Origin of the sequence: Myroides injenensis M09-0166 (genome assembly GCF_000246945.1) — a bacterium.
Lineage (GTDB): Bacteria > Bacteroidota > Bacteroidia > Flavobacteriales > Flavobacteriaceae > Flavobacterium > Flavobacterium injenense.
Genome location: NZ_BAEX01000005.1, coordinates 47817 through 66976 on the forward strand (window position 1 = coordinate 47817; position 19160 = coordinate 66976).

17 protein-coding genes are annotated in these 19160 nt (G+C 31.4%); 9 read left to right on the forward strand and 8 right to left on the reverse strand.

Features of this window, described 5'->3' with window-relative positions; all coding sequences use genetic code 11:
• Window positions 1-3 precede the first annotated feature (3 nt).
• Window positions 4-3075 carry a SusC/RagA family TonB-linked outer membrane protein gene (locus RH98_RS01745; RefSeq protein WP_026038679.1) on the reverse strand — a complete coding sequence of 1024 codons (3072 nt, stop codon included), beginning with the start codon at window positions 3073-3075 and terminating at the stop codon, window positions 4-6.
• Window positions 3076-4588: 1513 nt separating this feature from the next.
• Here RH98_RS01745 and RH98_RS01750 point away from each other — a divergent pair.
• Together RH98_RS01750 and RH98_RS01755 are read left to right on the forward strand one after the other, a co-directional pair.
• Window positions 4589-4816 (forward strand): helix-turn-helix domain-containing protein, encoded by a 228-nt coding sequence (locus tag RH98_RS01750; protein ID WP_010249835.1) that lies wholly within the window; start codon window positions 4589-4591, stop codon window positions 4814-4816.
• 13 nt (window positions 4817-4829) lie between these two features.
• Complete coding sequence (locus RH98_RS01755; protein WP_010249837.1) at window positions 4830-5843, forward strand: hypothetical protein; 1014 nt, start codon at window positions 4830-4832, stop codon at window positions 5841-5843.
• Window positions 5844-6316: 473 nt separating this feature from the next.
• Here RH98_RS01755 and RH98_RS01760 read toward each other — a convergent pair whose 3' ends face one another.
• Together RH98_RS01760 and RH98_RS16165 are read right to left on the reverse strand one after the other, a co-directional pair.
• Complete coding sequence (locus tag RH98_RS01760) at window positions 6317-6607, reverse strand: hypothetical protein (protein WP_010249839.1); 291 nt, start codon at window positions 6605-6607, stop codon at window positions 6317-6319.
• 153 nt (window positions 6608-6760) lie between these two features.
• Entirely contained in the window at window positions 6761-6892 is a 132-nt protein-coding gene (locus RH98_RS16165; RefSeq protein ID WP_010249841.1) for a hypothetical protein, read from the reverse strand.
• A 228-nt stretch (window positions 6893-7120) separates the two neighbouring features.
• On the opposite strand from RH98_RS16165, the gene RH98_RS15380 reads away from it, so the two are divergent.
• The 3 genes from RH98_RS15380 to RH98_RS01770 all read left to right on the forward strand — a co-directional run bounded on the left by RH98_RS15380 (window position 7121) and on the right by RH98_RS01770 (window position 10912).
• Window positions 7121-7420 carry a helix-turn-helix domain-containing protein gene (locus tag RH98_RS15380; RefSeq protein ID WP_010249843.1) on the forward strand — a complete coding sequence of 100 codons (300 nt, stop codon included), beginning with the start codon at window positions 7121-7123 and terminating at the stop codon, window positions 7418-7420.
• A 97-nt stretch (window positions 7421-7517) separates the two neighbouring features.
• A complete protein-coding gene (locus tag RH98_RS01765; protein WP_010249845.1) occupies window positions 7518-8837 on the forward strand; it encodes a DUF3945 domain-containing protein in 1320 nt (439 codons plus the stop codon).
• Between the two features lie 11 nt (window positions 8838-8848).
• The gene (locus tag RH98_RS01770) at window positions 8849-10912 is read left to right on the forward strand and encodes a type IA DNA topoisomerase (RefSeq protein WP_010249847.1); all 2064 of its coding nucleotides are present in this window, start codon (window positions 8849-8851) and stop codon (window positions 10910-10912) included.
• Between the two features lie 64 nt (window positions 10913-10976).
• On the opposite strand, the gene RH98_RS01775 is transcribed toward RH98_RS01770, so the two are convergent.
• The gene (locus RH98_RS01775) at window positions 10977-11168 is read right to left on the reverse strand and encodes a hypothetical protein (protein ID WP_010249849.1); all 192 of its coding nucleotides are present in this window, start codon (window positions 11166-11168) and stop codon (window positions 10977-10979) included.
• Between the two features lie 189 nt (window positions 11169-11357).
• A complete protein-coding gene (locus RH98_RS01780) occupies window positions 11358-11885 on the reverse strand; it encodes an antirestriction protein ArdA (RefSeq protein ID WP_010249852.1) in 528 nt (175 codons plus the stop codon).
• A gap of 263 nt (window positions 11886-12148) precedes the next feature.
• Between RH98_RS01780 and RH98_RS01785 the strand changes: the two genes are divergently transcribed.
• Window positions 12149-12796 (forward strand): hypothetical protein, encoded by a 648-nt coding sequence (locus RH98_RS01785; RefSeq protein ID WP_141629406.1) that lies wholly within the window; start codon window positions 12149-12151, stop codon window positions 12794-12796.
• A 98-nt stretch (window positions 12797-12894) separates the two neighbouring features.
• Here the strand turns inward: RH98_RS01785 and RH98_RS01790 are convergent, their stop codons facing one another.
• Both RH98_RS01790 and mobC read right to left on the reverse strand, forming a co-directional pair.
• The gene (locus tag RH98_RS01790) at window positions 12895-13365 is read right to left on the reverse strand and encodes a JAB domain-containing protein (RefSeq protein ID WP_010249855.1); all 471 of its coding nucleotides are present in this window, start codon (window positions 13363-13365) and stop codon (window positions 12895-12897) included.
• A 200-nt stretch (window positions 13366-13565) separates the two neighbouring features.
• Complete coding sequence (mobC, locus tag RH98_RS01795) at window positions 13566-15569, reverse strand: conjugal transfer protein MobC (protein ID WP_010249857.1); 2004 nt, start codon at window positions 15567-15569, stop codon at window positions 13566-13568.
• Between the two features lie 165 nt (window positions 15570-15734).
• On the opposite strand from mobC, the gene RH98_RS01800 reads away from it, so the two are divergent.
• From RH98_RS01800 to mobB, 3 genes are all read left to right on the forward strand, one after another.
• Window positions 15735-16202 carry a YbaK/EbsC family protein gene (locus RH98_RS01800; protein ID WP_006266604.1) on the forward strand — a complete coding sequence of 156 codons (468 nt, stop codon included), beginning with the start codon at window positions 15735-15737 and terminating at the stop codon, window positions 16200-16202.
• 109 nt (window positions 16203-16311) lie between these two features.
• Window positions 16312-16749: a plasmid mobilization protein gene (locus tag RH98_RS01805; RefSeq protein WP_010249864.1), complete on the forward strand. Its 438-nt coding sequence runs from the start codon at window positions 16312-16314 to the stop codon at window positions 16747-16749.
• A 3-nt stretch (window positions 16750-16752) separates the two neighbouring features.
• Window positions 16753-18021, forward strand: a complete 1269-nt coding sequence (mobB, locus tag RH98_RS01810; protein ID WP_010249866.1) for a conjugal transfer protein MobB — start codon at window positions 16753-16755, stop codon at window positions 18019-18021.
• A gap of 377 nt (window positions 18022-18398) precedes the next feature.
• Here the strand turns inward: mobB and RH98_RS01815 are convergent, their stop codons facing one another.
• Window positions 18399-18953, reverse strand: a complete 555-nt coding sequence (locus RH98_RS01815; RefSeq protein ID WP_010249868.1) for a hypothetical protein — start codon at window positions 18951-18953, stop codon at window positions 18399-18401.
• Between the last annotated feature and the right edge of the window lie 207 nt (window positions 18954-19160).

Sequence of the window (19160 nt, forward strand, 5' to 3'; positions counted from 1 at the left end):
TTATTAAAATATTAGTTGAATACCGAAAGCATAAGTTTTTAATGGGGGTAGATATCCTGTTATGATAAACTCTGGGTCTAATCCAAAATATTTAGTGTAGGTCCATAGGTTTTGACCTTGTGCATAAATCTTTAATGTTTTGATTTTAGATTTGTGCAAACTAATTTGATAACTAAGGGAAATGTTTTTAAGTCTTAGGTAAGATGCGTCAGATACTGCTTTGTCACTTGAAGTAAATAACGAATTTTGTAAATTAGCCTCTGAGTTGACTCCTGTACTGTAAAAACTATATTCACTATTTGGATTATTCTTACTCCAAGAGTTTAATACCTCAATAGGTTGATTGACCATCGCTCCAGGTATTGTTAGATTTCTATTATAGTTAAAGTTTTGTTGTTTGACAAATTGCAATAAGAAATCAAAAGTGAAGCTTTTATAAGTGATTGTATTGGATATACCTCCATGAAATTGTATACCGATTTCCTTAAGACTTTGTTTGTCTTCTATTGCTGATATTAATCCATCATTATTATAATCTTTAAATACATAATTGCCATTTTCATCTATTTTTTCAAAATGATACAACTTTACTATGTTTGTAGATTTCCCAATTACGTATTGGTTTGCATAAGTAGATCCTTCAAGGTTCGGAAAAGAGATGAGTTTAGATTTTGGAAAAGAAATATTAAATGCAGTACTCCATTGGAGATTATTTGTTGAAATATTGTTAGTATTTAAAGAAAATTCAAAACCTCTATTTTCAACAGTTGCAGGCAGATTATCTTGTATTGAGGTAAAGCCTGTTGTATATGGTAAAGGAATTCCGACTAATTGATTAGAAGATCTATTGATATAAAATGCAAACGAAGGTTTAATACTACTATTTAATAATTCTAGTTCTAAAGCCACCTCTTTTTTACTAGTTCTCTCCCAACTAAAATCGGGATTGTATAGTCTAGTAGGTTTTAGACCAGAGCTCCCATCATACATTGGAGTAGATACGTTGTATGTATCAAGGTATTGATAATTACCTATATTATCACTTCCTGTAACGCCCATACTATATCTGATTTTACCAAAGTCTAACCAAGAAATATTTTGAAATAATTTTTCCTGACTAAAAATCCAAGCAAGACCTATGGAACCAAAATTGGCAAATTTATTGTTTTCGCCAAATCTGGAGGATCCATCTCTTCTAGCAGTTAGATTAATGATATACTTATTATTATATATATAGTTAAATCGTCCATATACACCCAAATATTTATACTGTGAGTTTCCTACTTGAGATATAGTTTTTGTCTTTGCTGCCCCAATATTATTTATTAAAGCGTTTGATGTAAATCCTGTGGCTCTAATGATCAAATTGTCACTTGTACTACTGTTGAAAGTACTTCCAATAAGCGCATTGAATTCACTATTGTTTGTTTCATAATTCCAATTGATTTGTGGCTCTATTATAAATGAATTTGAATTATATATAGCCTTATCCGATGTGGAGTGTTCACTAGTCCAGCCTAAAGATGGATTGGCAATTGTATTAGGTGTGATATTTCTTTCAACTAAATCATTATTGGTCAGTCCTGTATTTAATTTTACTGCAAGATTTTCACTCAACTTATAATTAAGAGTTGTGTTAAAAATATATGATCTATTATTATTGTTATAACTACCAAATAAAGGTGCTATAGGGTTGTTAAATGTTCCGTTTTCCCAATTTAAATCTCCTTTATCATTATAAAGGGCAGGAGCATTTGGAGGAAGTTTTAAAGCTATTTCAGTTAAGTCTTTTTGTATAAGATTATTATCCTGCTCACTATAGGAGATAGAAGCATTTATATGGAATTTGTCATTAGAATTTTTATGGAATATATTTAACAGGAGTGCATTACGTTTAAATTGACTCTTAGAAGGAAAAACAGATGTTTGTTCAAGGTGCGAAGCGTTTAGATTAAAATTTGTACTATTATTTCCCCCACTAATACCAACATCATTAGTTTGTGCAATGGCAGTACCTCCAATAAGTTCTTTTTGCCAATCTGTATATCTATCAGAATTCCAATTTCCATTGACATCATGTGCATAGGTAGGATAAGAAGTTATATTATCGTTATTAAATGCCTGATATCTAATTTTATTATATTCTTCAGTATTTAATAATTTTAATTTATTTACTACTTTGCTAAATGAGGTGGAAGAAGAAAAAGTAAAGTTCAATGCGTTTGTTTCACCTTGTTTTGTTGTGATTAAGATAACTCCATTTGCACCACGAGAACCATAAATAGCTGTTGCATCTGCATCTTTTAGAATCTCGATACTTTCTATATCATTAGGATTAAGTATATTAAGTGGATTTGTGTCCGAGAGAGGTAGTATTGATGCAGAGAATTGACTATCTGTCATTCTATCAGAGGATATTGGAACGCCATTTATAATTATTAAGGGTCTATTACCGTCAATTAGACTGTTTTCGGCAGTCCTTAAACTATTGCGACCACGTATCTGTATATCAAACCCTCCGCCAGCGACTCCTGAACTTTGTGTAATACTGACTCCTGTCATTCTACCTTGAATAGCTTGAAGTGGATTAATAACAGGCTGAAACTCGATATCCTTAGCTGTCACTCTTGCAATACTTCCAGTGCGTTCTCGGTCTTTTACTGTGTAGTAACCAGCATTAACTACAATTTCATCAAGCGTGGTAGTATCATCAAGTAGCTCAATATTTAGAACAGATCCTATACTACTTGAGTACACCATGGATCGCTCTTTGTAACCGAGCATTGAAAAAGTAATCTTATCTCCAACAGCTACATCGATTGAATATTTTCCATCAAGATCAGTTGTCACAGCTTTGCGTCCAACCGATACAATCACTCCACCAAGAACGCCTTGAGCATCTTTTACAGTTCCTGAGAGTTTTATAATTCCTTTTTGCTGCTTATCTTGTAGTAGGTAAGAAGCACTAAAAAACAAATGATTATCATTTGATACGGCATAAGTTGGATAGCCAATTAAAAAGCCAACAAGCATAGCTATCCTATAACCACAAGTGGTCAAAATTTGAGTTTTCATAATTTTATAATTGATTTTGATACAACAAGCCTTTAAATCATCAAGATTCATATTGCCGTAGTACTTTGATTGGCCAGTTGCACCAAAAGGTTAGTTAATGGGTAATTTGTAATAGATAATAAAAAACTATCTCCTTCACTCTAAGCACGTCTCCCAAAATGCAAAAGAGCAAGGAGATAGCCATGGACTTTTAGCATGGCTCAAAACTCCCTTTAAGCCACACAATTTTTGTGAGTTTTTGTGCTTACTACAGGTGGACGTCTACATTATAACCAACCCAGATTCACCAACATAGCAAGCGGTTTTTTTCCATAATAAAATAGTTTTAAGTGTGATTAATAATTAATAATAGAACAGAAGGAAAGTCTTATTTCATAGCATTTTTCCCTTACTAACTAATTAATATTGCCCTATAATCGAATGGATGAACGAATTATATAGGTATGAATTACAAGGCAATAGATATCCTGTACGCATCCAAAAACTGTTTTTGGACCTAGCGTAAAAAGTGTATTATGCTAACTAAATAGATAATAGGGTAGCCATCCAACATCAAACAAGTCATGCTAGATACAACTACAACAATGTGATTTAGTTAAACTAAAATTTAATCATAGGCTAAATGTAAGTTTAGTTACTAATTTGTTGTTTTAATAAAATGTAATAATTGATAAATTCTCGAATAGAACATTCGATAAGTCCATTAAGGATAGATAAGGTATTGTAAGCATTCATCAATAAATGAACACTAAACAAATCCACCTTTGTTTTAAAACCTCTATATACCAAATTGGGAGACGGTATTGATTAGAAGTCTGTAGTATTTTGAAGCAAAGTAAAACATATATAATTCAATGGATTACAATACTTTAATTTTCTTGGATAGTTCAATACAAGGTACTGAACTATCTCAATTTGTCACCTTTTACTAAAATAAACACCTGCTTGACTGCTTTCTTTTTGGAAAGTCTTAAGAAAGTTTTTACTTTTAGAGTGCGAATCTTTTAAAGAAAAAAACAATCTTAACACAAACATTGAATGTTTTAAGTTAAGGCTCGGTACAATGAATTAAGAAAGAACTTTCTTTTTCCCATTGTCCCTTTTTGTATGAGAACAATTCAAATTTCAAACTATCATCCAATCACAATTCTTTTTCTTTTCTAAGAATCGCATTAGCGAAGTATTAAAATAAAAAATCGCTCACATAAATTATATGAACGATGTTTTTATAGTATGATAAATCAAACCTTGTATAAAAGCAAGGAGCGGCTCACACTTTTAAGCCGAGGAATCCTACATCCCTTGCCATTAAAAGTTAACGTGAGTACCGCCCCAGTGCAATTACAAAAGTACGAAACTTTTTTGCATGGAGCGACATCACGACTTTCTTGTTGGCATTTGTAGGATTTTCGGCACAAGAAAACATCGTAAAACCCTTTATGTAAAGGTTATGTCAATAGAATAATTCAAACATACGAATATTATTTGTATGTGGCAATAAAACCACAAAAAAATGAAAGAAGATTTTTCTATACACTATAAAGAGATTGGAGAGAAGATAAAGAAACTGAGAAAGAAAAAAGGCTTGAGTCAACAGCAAGTAGCTGATAAGATTCTAAAATTTGATCGTGCAAAAATTAGTGATATGGAAAATGGGAAGGAAGACTTTTTATTTTCTACTTTGTTGAAAGTTTGTAATGCATTAGAAGTAGATATCAAATCATTACTAAATACTAAATAATAAGACATTTATAATGGATAAAACAGAATTGATCGAAATAGATTTATTTCAACTACATTATTACTTAAAAGATGGTTCTCATTCCTTAGATGCTTTAACTCTAAATAAAGTAGAAGCAGAGTTTTTAAAAATTTCAAAAGAAGTATCCAAAATTTTTGATTGTGAAATTATTATTGAGTCATTCGCTTTAGAAGAAGGTGGAATTAAGTCGATTTATAAGTTTCTGATAGATAAAAAAAATCTAAAATATAACTTACCTCTCGCAGCATCTTTTGTGCTTGGGATATTAGGTAATATTATTGCAAACTCTATTAATGAAGATAAAGAACAGATTGAACTTAATAAAGAGTTAACAAGGCTCCAAATTGAAGATCTACAACTCAACAAGAAAACGGCTGATTTAGTTGAAGAAAAGCAAAAATTAGAAATAAAAAAGCTGAAGCAAGAAATATTGCTTGACAGTATTGAAATATCTAAAAAACTTAAAAATGCTCAACAAGAAATACCTGTAGAGATTGATAATGATATTTTGGATAAGAAAATTACAAAAGTAATTGACAGTACAAAAGTTAAGAACTATAGATCTAATTTTTATCAAAATTTATCAAATAACCCTAAAGTATTAAAAGTTTCAACACAAGTTTTAAATACTGAGGGTGTTCCTATAACTGAAGAGAAGTTTGTTAGTAGAAGTCAATTTAAAAGTTTCTTATATAAAGAGGAACCTTTAGAACCTGAATATTTAAATAATATAGAGTTAGAAATTGTTTCTCCTGTTCTTAAAAATCATAAGCTGGCTTGGAAAGCTATTTATGAAGGGAAAACAATTTCATTTTCTGTAAAGGATGAAGATTTCAAAAATCTTATTTTGAATAAAGGTTTAAGTTTTAATAATGGGACAAAATTAATTTGTGATCTTGAAATAAAATTGAAACGACAACCGGATGACTCTGTAAAAGAAATGTCCAAAACGGTTTATAATGTGATTCAGATAATTTACCCAGATGGAATTGTAGTCGATGTTTAATTAGTTAAAATTAGATTGTATTGATAATCGGAACTATCAGTTAAGAATATTTTGTTCTGAATAGGCGTAAGATTATTAAAAGACATTTAGTAATATAGAAAATGGTAAAAGAAGCTACTCTTTTTATGATTTTAGAAAAGAGTTTAAGTAAAATCTCTCAAGAATATTAGATATTAAATTTTAAAAATATATAAGATGCATCACAAGTGCCATATCTGGTAGAAAGCAGCAACATTGTTCCAATAGTTATTTTAATTCTAGTAGTAATGAAAATATTCTCTAACCTCTTAAATAAAAAAAATATGCTTATGGAACAAAACATGAAACAATTTAGTTTAAATATAATTAATAATTTAGTTAATACATTTTGGGCTATTGGAACAATGTTGCTGCGACTGGTGTGGAATTTAGATAATCCAATGGATTGTATAAACTCTTAAGTAAAAAAAATGGAAGAAATTTTCTTTTATTTATTAACTTGTTGAAGCTTCATTTTCCATCTCTATCCTTTGCTTTTTATCTTCTATTCTTTCTTTTTCCAAAGAATGTATAAAAAATAAGAAGAGACTAAAAAGAATTAATGCATAAGCAAACCATTTGCCAATACGTTCTATAAAACGTATAAATAAAGAAGCTTCAAAGCTTGAGAAACCTTCTAAACCAGCTACATTTCGTCTGTAAAATTTTCTTCTATTAATCCAATATATAAGTCCAACTCCTGAAAGTAAGAATATAATCGCGAGTATTAGTATAACAGTAGCCATATGAATTTAATTTATGTAAATCATTTGATAATGAGTTGATTGCTAATTTAGACAAATTTAGTTAAGCAATCACCTCTTTAAATTGAAGTATATAAAATATAAATATTACAAAAAAAGCACTGCTTGATAAAACAGTGCTTTTTTCAATTGCTTTTAATCACCTTTCTTATGTTTATGAGGCTTAAGTGAAGGTGTATTTCCAGGAGTATCTTTATTGTCTCTCTGACGTCTGTCAGGTTTACCTGTTGAAATAGCAATTCTTTTTGGTCCAGGTTTGATTCCCATATCGTAATAAGTTTAAAAAGAATTAATTACTGCTAATTTAGCTAAAAAATAGCTATTTATAAATACTGTATTGCTAATATTTGTAGCAAAATTGTTTGTTATGATTTTAGACTTAATTATTAATTAATAATACACCCATTGGCAGAGCTTGGCAGATTTATCTTGCCAAGCTCTGCACATTTGTACTGTTAGCTAACAAATTTAATTAACCCATTAAATTCTAACATTATGAATATAGATCGCACAGAATTCCTTTTATGGATGGAGCGTATTATGACGCGCTTTGATCACTTGTCAGAACATATAAAAGACCTCCCTATAAAAACTCAAACCATAGATGGAGAAGAGCTTTTAGACAGCCAAGATGTAATGAGTCTTTTTAAAATAAGTCCACGCTCACTACAGCGTTACCGCTCCGACGGTAAACTCCCATACTACACTATTAGTGGCAAACTCTACTACAAACGCTCAGATGTCAATCAGTTTATCAGGGAATGTCTCAAACACCCAGTAAGAAGAAGTATATAGCAGCTAAAGGCCAAGAGTAACCTTTAAGACGCACTATTTACTGCTGAATGTCTCTTGGCTTTAGTTTTAAGTTTTTAATCATTTAAAACTAGGTATTATGAGTACAGAAACCACACAAAGACAAGTAGAGCACGATGTGCTTCTTGTTAATGACAAAACAAAGAATAAAATTCAAGTAGTAAAGGGACTCGATAAAGATGGTAAACTTGAAACAGTCCCACCAACTAAAAAGAATCAAAATCAATTTTTAAAAGTTGATCGTCATGGAGATTTCTTTTCCAACTTCTTTTCTAACTTTTTCAGTCAACTTAAAAACCCAACCCAGTTTACTTTTTTTAGAGTGCCGGAATTATTGACTATCAAGATGGCTAATCAAATGCAAAAAGAGCTTAAGCAATCAGGACCTGCGCACGAGTTGTTTTTAAAACATCAAATAACAGAGATTGGCAATGCACCAAAGAAAGAGAACAAAGTAGCTGAATCAACAAAAGAACAAGAACAGTACAGCTCCAATAAGTTTGATATCAAGGACATTGATTGGGATTCACTCTCAAGGTTGGGACTCTCAAGAGAGAAGCTTCAAGAGATGGATTTGTTAGAGCCACTTTTACAAGGTTATAAAACAAAGGATTTAGTGGCAGTAAATTTAGACTTAGGCTCTGCGGTGTTTTCCCTTGATGCAAGACTGTCTTTACAAAAGAATGAAGAGGGCAAGGTTGTTATGGCGCTAGAGGGGGTAAAGAAATACCCAAACTTAAATGTACCGCTTTATGGACATGAGTTTTCCAAACAAGACAAACATAACCTTTTAAAAACAGGTAATATGGGTAGGGTAGTAGAGCTTGTCCATCCAACTACTAAGGAAAAGATTCCATCAGTAGTAAGTGTAGATAGACTGACCAATAATCTTGTAGTTACTAGAGTTGAAAAGATGCAACTGCCTCAAGAGGTAAAAGGGATTGTTTTAAGTGAAGAGCAGCTTCAAACTTTAAAAGAAGGCAGGCCACTACTTGTAGAAGGCATGACTTCAGCTAAAGGGAATCTTTTTAATGCAGAGATTCAGTTTAACGCAGCTAAAGGGCATATTGAATTTTTATTTGACAATACCAATAAACAAAGTCAAGCGAAGAATCAAACACAAAACCAATCCCAGTTGTCAGATGACCTGAGAACCTTTAGAGGTAAAGAACTCACTGAAAAACAGCAAGGCGACTTATTGGAAGGCAAAGCTATTTACATTAAAGATTTGTTGGATAAAAGAGGAAATACCTATCAAGGCTATGTAACATATAACAAAGAAACCAAACAGGCGGATTTCTCATTTCAAAATCCAAATAAAGAAGAGCAGTCAAAGGCGCAATCACAGTCAGAAAAACAAGCAGATGAGCCTAAAAAATCAAAAGGACGTAAAATGTAAAGATGTAGACTATGATTGTAATTCTTGCAGAAAAACCAAGTGTAGCTAGGGAGATAGCTACACTTGTTGGAGCTAAAACTAAAAAAGAGGGCTTTATCGAAGGAAACGGCTACTGCATTACTTGGGCTATTGGTCATTTAGTATCACTAGCTATGCCAGAGGATTATGGATTTCAGGGCTTTAAAAGAGAAGCATTACCTATCTTACCTCGTTCTTATTTACTACTTCCACGAAAGATTAAAAAAGGCAATAAATATACTACAGATCCAGGGGCTTTAAAACAACTCAAGGTCATTGACATGCTGTTCAAAGCGTGTTCAGAGATTATTGTAGCCACTGATGCAGGTCGGGAAGGAGAGCTCATTTTTCGCTACATCTACCAATATCTAAATTGCAACAAACCCTTTCAAAGGCTTTGGATAAGTTCACTCACTGAAAAAGCCATTTCAGATGGACTTCAAAACCTAAAAGAAGGAAGCACATTTGATGGACTCTTTAGAGCAGGACATAGTAGAAGTAGAGCGGATTGGCTTGTTGGTATAAACGCTTCTCAAGCACTTACTGTTTCAATGAATGATTCGGTGTATTCTCTCGGTAGAGTACAAACACCAACCCTCAGTCTTATCTGTAAACGGTATTTAGAGAATACTTTTTTTAAGAAGCAACTGTACTATCAAATAGAACTTATTCATCAAAAAGACGGTATACTATTTAAATCGCTCTCAACTGATAAATGGGAAGATAAACAAAAAGCAGAACAAGCTTTAAAACTCATTGACAAACAAAGTGAGGTTAAAATACAAAAAGTAGAAACCAAAACAACAACAGAAGATTCCCCATTTCTTTTTGATTTAACCTCACTTCAAAAAAGAGCCAATGAACTCTTTGGGTTCTCAGCAGATGAGACTCTCAGCATTGCTCAGAGCCTGTACGAAAAGAAGTTTATCACGTATCCGAGAACATCGAGTAAGTATATACCAGAGGATTTATGGACAGAGGTTCCTAGTTTATTAAAGGTGCTTTCTGATGATAGTAGGTATAATAACCTGCTTTTAAAACTAAAGCTAGCAAGGCTTAATAAGAAGATAGTTAATGATGTAAAAGTAACTGATCATCATGGACTATTAACTACAGATAGGCTTCCTTCTACTATTAACACTAAAGAAGAGAGTATTTATCATCTGATAGCCCAAAGAGTATGGGAAGCAATATTTGAGCCTTGCGTAAAAAAGCAAACTGAGATTTGTTTAAGCGTTTTAGATTATGAGTTTAGTTTTAAGTCTTCTTCAATTATGGAACTTGGATGGAGAGAGGTAAGAAAAGAACTTTCTACTACTGATGAGGTAATAATTGATTTGCCAGAGTTAAAACAAGGAGATAACCTCATGATAAAAGAAGCTAAAACTCTTGAAAAATCAACAAGACCTAAAGCTTTATATACAGAAAGCACGCTTCTTTCGGCTATGGAAAACGCATCTAAAGAAGTAGAGGATAAATCACTTCAGAGTATTATCAAAGATGTTGGAATTGGAACAGCAGCTACAAGGGCTTCTATTATTGAAACGCTTTTAAAAAGAGGTTATATCATAAGAAAAGCCAAGTCATTAGTTCCAACAGAGAAAGGACTTAAGGTATATGAGATAGTCAAAGATAAACTTATCTCCGATGTACTTCTAACAGCTAAGTGGGAATCTGCTTTTAAAGACATTGAAGAGAATAAAACCAATATGGAAGACTTTCATAGGCAGATAGAGGATTATACCACAAAGATAACAGCAGAGCTTTTAGCTATTAAACCAGTTAATGAAATAGATCATCTATCTTGTCCAAAGTGTAAACAACATACACTTCAATTAAGAGAAAAAGTAGTGAAATGTTTAGAACCTGATTGTAATTGGGTATTGTTTAGAGAGGTCTGCGGAATTAAACTTTCAATGGATGATATCACTGACCTAATACAACAAGGTAAAACCAAGCTGCTAAAAGGATTGATAAGCAAAGCAGGGAAGAAGTTCGATGCTTACCTTATTTTAAAAGAAGATTGTACCACTGGATTTGAATTTATAAACAAGTAACTAAAATTAAATAAATCAAAAGGAGTTATCTAAAAATTAGGTAACTCCTTTTGATTTATACCTATTAGTGTTTATGCTTTTTAACATGTTTTTTCTGTTGTCCAGGAGCATAAGACTTAGCTGACTTTGATTCTGTTACTTTCTTCATTTGTCCAGGAGGAACGTCATTGTTTCCATGTGATTTTATATGTACAGAACAAGAAGCTAAAAGTAAAGTCGTTAAGGCTAAGACACCTAATTGTTTAATTCTTTTCATATCTTTTGTATTACTGCTTAGCAAGATAAGAAGCACAGACTTAGCTATACTTACTTTACTTGACTAAGTAATGAAGAAACAAAAATAAATAAATTTTAAATCCATCCGTTTAAAACTAATAAAGTAAAACAAGCAGTTATCTGATTCAGATAACTGCTTGTTATATAAACTGATTGAAAAAAAAATCATTTAGCTATTTCTAAACACATGACCACTTTCATAGTTATAATCACTCATAAAAAGGTCTCTAGCAAAACTCTCATAATCAAAATATGATTTTACAAAATCAGATAAATCGTAACATTCATCAATGATTTGATAAGCGAAGTCTTCTTCACTGTTATAACATCCTTGATAATCTTCTTCAAATGATTCAAATAACAAGTCTATATCATCAGATTCAATATCATGATTACCTATGCTTACCCAAGCTGAAAAAGCTTCTAAAGTATTATACTGCAAATCTGATACTTTTTCAATGATTGAAAAGATGTTTTCTGAAAGGTTACTTTCTGATATTAACTCAGATGGAATATTTTCCCAGTCTTGAAACATAAATTCAGGATCTGTTTCATCAGCGTGTAGTTCTGAGCAGAATTCATAAAATTCTTCTATAGAGCTAAAGTTACTTAGCTCAATCCAATCTCCTTTAATTGAACCATTGTTATACTTAGCATAAGTACCAACATAAACTTTTGAGTGCATTAAATTTTCCATGATAAATAGTATTATGACCTTAGGGTCTGGTTAATTTCATGGCACTTATGTTTTGGTTTTTAGCTAAGAGCATGTTTTACAAGATAAATACGCTCATAGAATGAGGAAGATTTATTGCGGTAATCCATAGGACTTGAACTTGTATGGGCTAAAAAGCTAAAAAACTTTGCCTACTGAAATAACAGTGCCTAAGGAGGGTATTGACTTATCCTGTCTAAATTTTAATACTTCTTATGTTTGTAGTTAATTTTAAATTTAAAATAATGAATAAAGGATTATTGTTTCATGAGTACAAGGAGTGTTATGTTAAAGCTAGATCAAGAAACACTGTATTAACTGATTTAGAAATAAAGAATAAAACACTCTATTTTAAAGGAGGTGGAATCATAGGTGGAATTTCAGGCATTCTGATAGTAATACTTTTATTTCCAAGGGATTTATGGTCTTTTCAACTTTTAATATTTGTTATTAGTTTATTTTCTTCAGTTTATATTTCTCTCTGTATGTTTGATATACTCAAAGCAATTAAAGTATTTCGAGATAGTAAAATGGAAAATTTGAAGAATATCCTAAAAGGAGATTGGAGAACCCAAAGTATGAAGAAAGATGAACAAGTTAACTTTAAGAATAATTTAATTGCAAAAGAGATTTTACAAAAAGATAATGAACAGAAAAATGTAATTATACTTGAAGCTGATTTAAAACACCTTCTGTCTCTTGTTGATAGAAAAAAAACAAATTTTAAAGATATTATTAGCTCAAATAGTAAAATTATAGCTTTTTTTATGGGAGGTATTTGGACTTTGTACATAAAAGAGGTAAGTAGTAATACTTCGTTGTTAAACGTAGTTTTTTTAGGTCTTACTCTTTTTGTTGCAGTTTTTTTTTTAAAAGGTATATTAATAAAATAGTTTTAGATGAAGCACGCGAATGTCTAGTTATTTGCGATGAACTGACTGAAATTAAGAATGATATTATAAGAAAAGAGAACTAAATTAAAATGAGGGCGTCATAAGACGCCTTCATCTGCAAAAGAGTAGTAACTCTCAGGTGTTATTATTAAATGATCTAAAAGAGCAATATCAAGAATATTGCTGGCTTGTTTAATCTTTTGTGTGATTTGTCTATCCGCATCACTTGGTTGTAATTTCCCAGAAGGATGATTATGTACTAGGATCATAGCTGTACTTTTTGATTTTAAAAGAGCAGCAAATATCAATCTAAGATCTACTACTGTTCCAGTAATACCACCTGATGAAATTTCAAGTACACCAAGTACGCTATTATTGTTTGAAAGCATAAGTACTTTAAATTGTTCTAAAAGTTCAATCTTATTTTCATCCCATGCTTTTAAAGCTACTTCAAAAGCGGAGTAAGAAGATTCAATTCTAGGTCTTTGTGATGCTTTAACTTTAGACTTGTAGATTAATTCTATCTCTGATGCCACTAACCAATTGTTGTTTAAAACTGCACTTTCCATAATATTATATTTTTAAATTAATTATGGAGCAGCTATAGGTAATGCTTAAGCAAGCTCAAAAAGCAACGCAATAAAGCGAAGACAAGGTCAAGCATTTATGGGGGAATTTTTTGAAGGCGAACCGCGGAGCATTACCTTGCTTAGTGAGAGAATTGATAAAAAATAAAACCACTATTAGCCTGAAGGACTAGAAGATAAGTTTACTTCTTCTTATTAATCAAATGAGCTAATTCAGGATCGTTCTCAATGCGTTTTAATTCTGATTCTATGATTGACTCAACATCAAGCTTAACTTGTCTGTAATTGGCTTGAATCGTTTCATCTAAGGTATTATTACCCTTAGCATCTAAAAAAGAAGTTATCTGAGGTATCTTTTGATAGGATTTCATTTCTTTAGCCACTTTTTCATTATCAACCACTATCTCTGAGTGAAATATCTTTTGCTCTATACGTTCATCAAAATTATCAGATACTGCCCCTACAAACATTCCTTGTGTGAGAGTTGCTATTTTAGAAGCTGGAATAAGGGTATCAAGTTGGGTAGAGAAGGAGGTAGAACGATCATTTCTATTAATAGATATGCTCTGACGCTTTTGAAGTATTTTACCAAAGCGTTCAGATAGTGCTTTAGCTGTATCTCCAACAACTTGACCTGAGAAGATATTACCTACTGTATTTTGAATTACTTTACTTTCTTTATCTCCATAATCTCTATTAAGTTGTGAAAAATCTTGAAATCCAAGACACACGGCTACTTTATTACTACGAGCTGTAGCAATAAGATTATCAAGTCCTCTAAAGTAGATCGTTGGTAACTCATCTATGATAACAGAGCTCTTAAGTTGTCCTTTCTTATTAATTAATTTTACGATACGTGAATTGTAAAGTCCAAGTGCCGCAGAGTAGATATTCTGCCTATCAGGATTGTTCCCTACACATAGTATTTTAGGCTCTTTTTGGTTATTGATATCGAGTGAAAAATCATCTCCTGTCATTACCCAATATAGTGATGGAGATATCATACGAGATAACGGTATTTTAGCAGAGGCTATTTGTCCTTGTAATTGATCTTGGGCTCCACCTTCCCAAGCATCCATAAAAGGAGAAAGGTAGTTCTCTAAATCTGAGTAAGAGGTAAGTATGGTAAACACATCTGCATATTTTTTATTAAGTAGCTCAATAGCATGAGGAAAGGTGCAGTATTTTCCATTTTGATAAATCTTCAAAAACCAAATAATAGCTGCTAAAAGGATGATTGGAGATTCTACAAAGAAATCACCTTGTTTTTGTATCCACGAGCGGTTAAGGTTAAGCATTATAGTATAGGCAGATTCATAAGCATCAGATATATCTGTCATAAACGATGGGTTAATCGGATTACAACGATGACTGAGACTTGGATCATCAAAATTAATCACATAGAACTTAGGCGCGATAGCGTATTTATCTTTGTGTAAAAGCAAATGATTATAAGCGATAGTTGATAAGTCATCAAATTTAAAATCGTAGATATACATGGAGAATCCCTTTTCAATTTGTTGTTTGATAAAACTATTAACCACAGCATAGGATTTACCAGAACCAGGCGTACCAAGTACAATCGTTGCTCTAAAAGGATTAACGATATTTATCCAACCACTATTCCATTTTCTTTTGTAATAAAACCTTGAGGGAAGATTTACGGAGTATTCATTTTCAATAAGACGAGTCTCTTGCATAAAACTCTCGTTTTCAAAATTAAATACATCTTGCATTAGGTTATCGTTTAAGAGTCTACTTATCCAAGCACCAGATACCAAAAGTAGAATATAGCCTAAGAAAGTACTTGCTATATACAGTATAGCACTCCAAACATATCCAAAATCAAGTAAAAAGAAATTGAAAAAGAACAAACTAAAACCAACTGTAAAAATACCTATGATTTTAGAGATTGTTATCTTTTCATGTTTTACACCTTTGCCTCCCCATAGGCTTAAAGAGAGTAAAACCAGACAAAAGAGTTTAGAATAAAGTAAATGTGAAAACAGTCCTGCTGTTTGATTAAAGTTAACTAGTATTCTATCTACAACATTGTGTGTTATTCCAAGGTTTAAAAAGAAAGAATAACAATACCAGTATAAGTGCATAAGTATAATAAGAATACTTACTGCTCGCATAAACGCTAAGATTTTAGCAAGCGCTTTTAAATCGTCTTCTGATTGCATAATGAATGTAATTAAGATTAACGATTTAAAGTAGCAGTATATCAATCTAAAAGCTTGAAATTGGAATTATAAGGTATTATTTGACTTTGATAAATAGCAAGACAGCACTATTAAAATTTGTCAATTGTATTATAATTTCTATTTTTAAAACCAATATTAATTATTATGAACCATTTAAAAGTGAAAGACTATCTAAAAAGCAAGGGCTTTGAAGATCGTTTTATTGAATTTAAGGAGAGTACAGCCACTGTAGATGAAGCTGCAATTGCGATTGGTTGTGATAGTGACCAAATAGCAAAGAGTATAACGCTTTATTCCCCAGAAGAGGGAGCTGCTATTCTTGTCGTCGCATCAGGAAATAGTAAAATTGATAATAAAACTTTTAAAGATACTTTTGGTATCAAAGCCAAGATGCTTAAATATGAAGATGTAGAAGAGTTAGTAGGTCACCAAGTAGGGGGAGTCTGTCCTTTTAAGGTAAAAGAATCAACCAAAGTCTATTTTGATGAATCTTTAAAAAAACATCAAGTACTCTATCCAGCAGGCGGTAGCGCTAATACTGTAGTCCAATTAAAACAAGAAGAACTACTTGGTTTGTGTGATTTTGTTGATTGGGTATCTGTGACAAAGTAGATTAATACAAAATTGTTTGCTATGTAATTCCAAATACGACCTCTAAGAGCCATTAGAAGTTTAGCGATATAAGTATTTCTTATTTTGACAAGAATCAAAGTAAGACACTATGGACACTATACAAACTACCACTAAAAACAAAGGAGGAAGAAAACTAAAATCCAATCCTAAAAAATACAGACATGTTTTCAGACTCACCGAATCTGAAAACCAGAGACTGCTTGCTTTGTTTGCATCATCAGGAATGACAAACAAAGCAAGCTTTCTTGTTTCTATGCTTTTAGATAGACAGGTTAAAACAGTCAAAGTAGATGTTGCTGCTTTGCAATATCACGGATTACTAACTAAACTGTTTAATCAATTTAGAGCAGTAGGAGTAAACTATAATCAAATGGTAAAACTTTGTAACCAGTACTTCTCAGAAAATAGAGCCAAACGTTCTATTTCAAAACTTGAAGAGTATACCAAAGATTTATCAAAACTTTGCTATTACATTATCAAGCTAACCAAGGAGTTTGAAGAGAAACACCTTAATACTAATTTATAACTTATGATAGCTAAAATTGGTAAAGGAAGTAATCTTATAGGAGCTTTGTCCTACAATCAATTAAAAGTTGATAAAGGACAGGGCTCCGTTTTGTTTACAAATAATCTAACAGAACCCAACAACTCTTTAAAATACATAGCTCAACTTTACAAACACTTTGAACCTTATTTACTTTTAAATACTAAGACAGAAAAGGTTGTACGGCATATTTCTTTAAATCCAAATCCCAATGATAAATTATCTGATGATACATTAAATGAAATAGCCCAATACTATATGGATAGTATGGACTATGAAAATCAGCCATATATTGTCTATAAGCATAGTGATATAGAAAGAGAACATATTCACATTGTTACCGTTTGCACAGACTTAAAGGGGAAGAAAATAAATGATAAATACGATCATCTAAAATCAATGAAAACTTGCCGTGAAATTGAAATGAAGTTTAATCTAACCTCTTCTATAAATCAAAAAAATGAGGAAACAAAACAGATTCAATTTACACCAATTGATTATACTAAGCACAATTTAAAAGCTCAAATAGCCTCAGTAATACGATATCTACCCAAGTATTATAAGTATGATAGTTTAACAAGTTATAATGCTTTATTATCCCTATTTAATATCAGATCAGAAAAGGTTGAAGCTTCCTACAATGGACAAACCAAACACGGTTTAGTGTACTTTGCTTTAAATGAAATAGGAGAGAAGGTAAGTAATCCTTTTAAGGCTTCCCTTTTTGGAAAAAATGCAAGTTATCAAAATCTTGAAAGTCACTTTAAAACATCAAAAGAAAAACTAAAATCTTTACCTAATAAAGAGAATCTTAAACATACAATTGAGATAGCGTTAAATACAACAAATTCACAACAAGAGTTTAAAGAAGAACTTTTAAATTACGGGATAAACGCTGTTATCTTCCAAAACAAAGACAATCGTATCTATGGTGTAACTTTTATCGATCACAACTCAAAAAGTGTCTATAAAGGCTCTGATTTAAGTAAAGAGTTATCTGCTAATGCACTGAATCAAAAATGGAGTAGTATAGAAGATTATCCTCGTTCAATTTTAATACCTTCTCAACAGGCTAATACTAATGAATCAGATGAGTTACATCCAATGTTTGAGCATTTATATTCTGATACTACCAATTTTAATAATGATGAGTTTTTATCATTGTTTAATCTTTTAAACAATAACCAAGAGATAGATTATGAAGAGTTGAGTTTTGAGGAAAGAATCAAAAGAAGAAAAAAAAGATCTTTCTGAGACAGTGCACCTAATTAGATATTCATATTATGAGCACTTTTAAAACAAATAACTATCTAAGTCAAATATAAAAGCCTGTAAACTCATTAAATTTACAGGCTTTTGTTTCGTTTTGAAACCTTTATAAGGTAATTATTCTATTTATATTGTGGAGAAAGAGGGTTAGCCTCTTTTACTTCGTATGCTTTATAAATAGGGATGTTCACTTTTTTGGATTGTTGTGAGCACCTAATAACGAAAGTTTTTTGCTATGATTGGAATCGTTTGATTCTTAATCAAATATAGTGTTTAATAATCGATTTTGAGAAAAATAAAATTTTTAAATTTATCTATAATATGTGTATTTAGTCAATACAGTGTTATGTGTAGTCACAATTTTAGTTTTGTAAATCAGAAATACATTTTTCTCTAATTTTCCAAATTGTATCTAAATCGAAACGAGGATGATTTATAATCCAATTTCTTAAATAATTCTTATGGATTTCTATTTTATGTTCATTTATTTGATTAAATTCAATTTCGTGTTCTTCTAATAATTTATTTTCAAAATCTGAATATTTCGAATCTGGTTTCGTAAAGTCAAAATATTGATTCTCTATTTTCAAATAATTATGTGCTTCAGGAATATAATTTAACTGATTTTGATTTAATATACTTTCTATTTTCGGAGCGTAATCTTTATCCATTTTGAATATTCCAAGAATAAGCTTAATCTCTTGATGATTATTTTCAAGAGCTAATTTTCGTAATGTTGAATGTTTTGTACTACAAGTTCCTCCTTTATCTTTAAAGATGCATAAGACATCATTTTTGTTTGCATTACGTTTATATTGAATTTGTGAAATATAATTACAAGCCTCTTTAAAATTTGAAATTCCTAAGTTTAAGAATTCTTTAGAAACTTCACCATTATTTTCAATTTCAAAATTCATTTGTGTATGTAGTTTAGAGAGATTACTCATTACTTGGCTTGGCGAAGTGTGGGCTTGAATTGAACATTCGCTCAATTCAGTCCCAAACGAAGCTAAAGCTGTTTCATTAGTTGTAAACTTACGAAAAATACGAATAGGAACAGCTTTGGCGGATTAGAAAACAAGAATGATCAATTCAAACAAAATCCTGCATTTTAGCTGATGTTG

Coding starts and splice junctions, on each gene's coding strand:
- RH98_RS01745 (WP_026038679.1), bottom strand. CDS start 3,075: ATGAAAACTCAAATTTTGACCACTTGTGGTTATAGGATAGCTATGCTT.
- RH98_RS01750 (WP_010249835.1), top strand. CDS start 4,589: ATGAAAGAAGATTTTTCTATACACTATAAAGAGATTGGAGAGAAGATA.
- RH98_RS01755 (WP_010249837.1), top strand. CDS start 4,830: ATGGATAAAACAGAATTGATCGAAATAGATTTATTTCAACTACATTAT.
- RH98_RS01760 (WP_010249839.1), bottom strand. CDS start 6,607: ATGGCTACTGTTATACTAATACTCGCGATTATATTCTTACTTTCAGGA.
- RH98_RS16165 (WP_010249841.1), bottom strand. CDS start 6,892: ATGGGAATCAAACCTGGACCAAAAAGAATTGCTATTTCAACAGGTAAA.
- RH98_RS15380 (WP_010249843.1), top strand. CDS start 7,121: ATGAATATAGATCGCACAGAATTCCTTTTATGGATGGAGCGTATTATG.
- RH98_RS01765 (WP_010249845.1), top strand. CDS start 7,518: ATGAGTACAGAAACCACACAAAGACAAGTAGAGCACGATGTGCTTCTT.
- RH98_RS01770 (WP_010249847.1), top strand. CDS start 8,849: ATGATTGTAATTCTTGCAGAAAAACCAAGTGTAGCTAGGGAGATAGCT.
- RH98_RS01775 (WP_010249849.1), bottom strand. CDS start 11,168: ATGAAAAGAATTAAACAATTAGGTGTCTTAGCCTTAACGACTTTACTT.
- RH98_RS01780 (WP_010249852.1), bottom strand. CDS start 11,885: ATGGAAAATTTAATGCACTCAAAAGTTTATGTTGGTACTTATGCTAAG.
- RH98_RS01785 (WP_141629406.1), top strand. CDS start 12,149: ATGAATAAAGGATTATTGTTTCATGAGTACAAGGAGTGTTATGTTAAA.
- RH98_RS01790 (WP_010249855.1), bottom strand. CDS start 13,365: ATGGAAAGTGCAGTTTTAAACAACAATTGGTTAGTGGCATCAGAGATA.
- mobC (WP_010249857.1), bottom strand. CDS start 15,569: ATGCAATCAGAAGACGATTTAAAAGCGCTTGCTAAAATCTTAGCGTTT.
- RH98_RS01800 (WP_006266604.1), top strand. CDS start 15,735: ATGAACCATTTAAAAGTGAAAGACTATCTAAAAAGCAAGGGCTTTGAA.
- RH98_RS01805 (WP_010249864.1), top strand. CDS start 16,312: ATGGACACTATACAAACTACCACTAAAAACAAAGGAGGAAGAAAACTA.
- mobB (WP_010249866.1), top strand. CDS start 16,753: ATGATAGCTAAAATTGGTAAAGGAAGTAATCTTATAGGAGCTTTGTCC.
- RH98_RS01815 (WP_010249868.1), bottom strand. CDS start 18,953: ATGAATTTTGAAATTGAAAATAATGGTGAAGTTTCTAAAGAATTCTTA.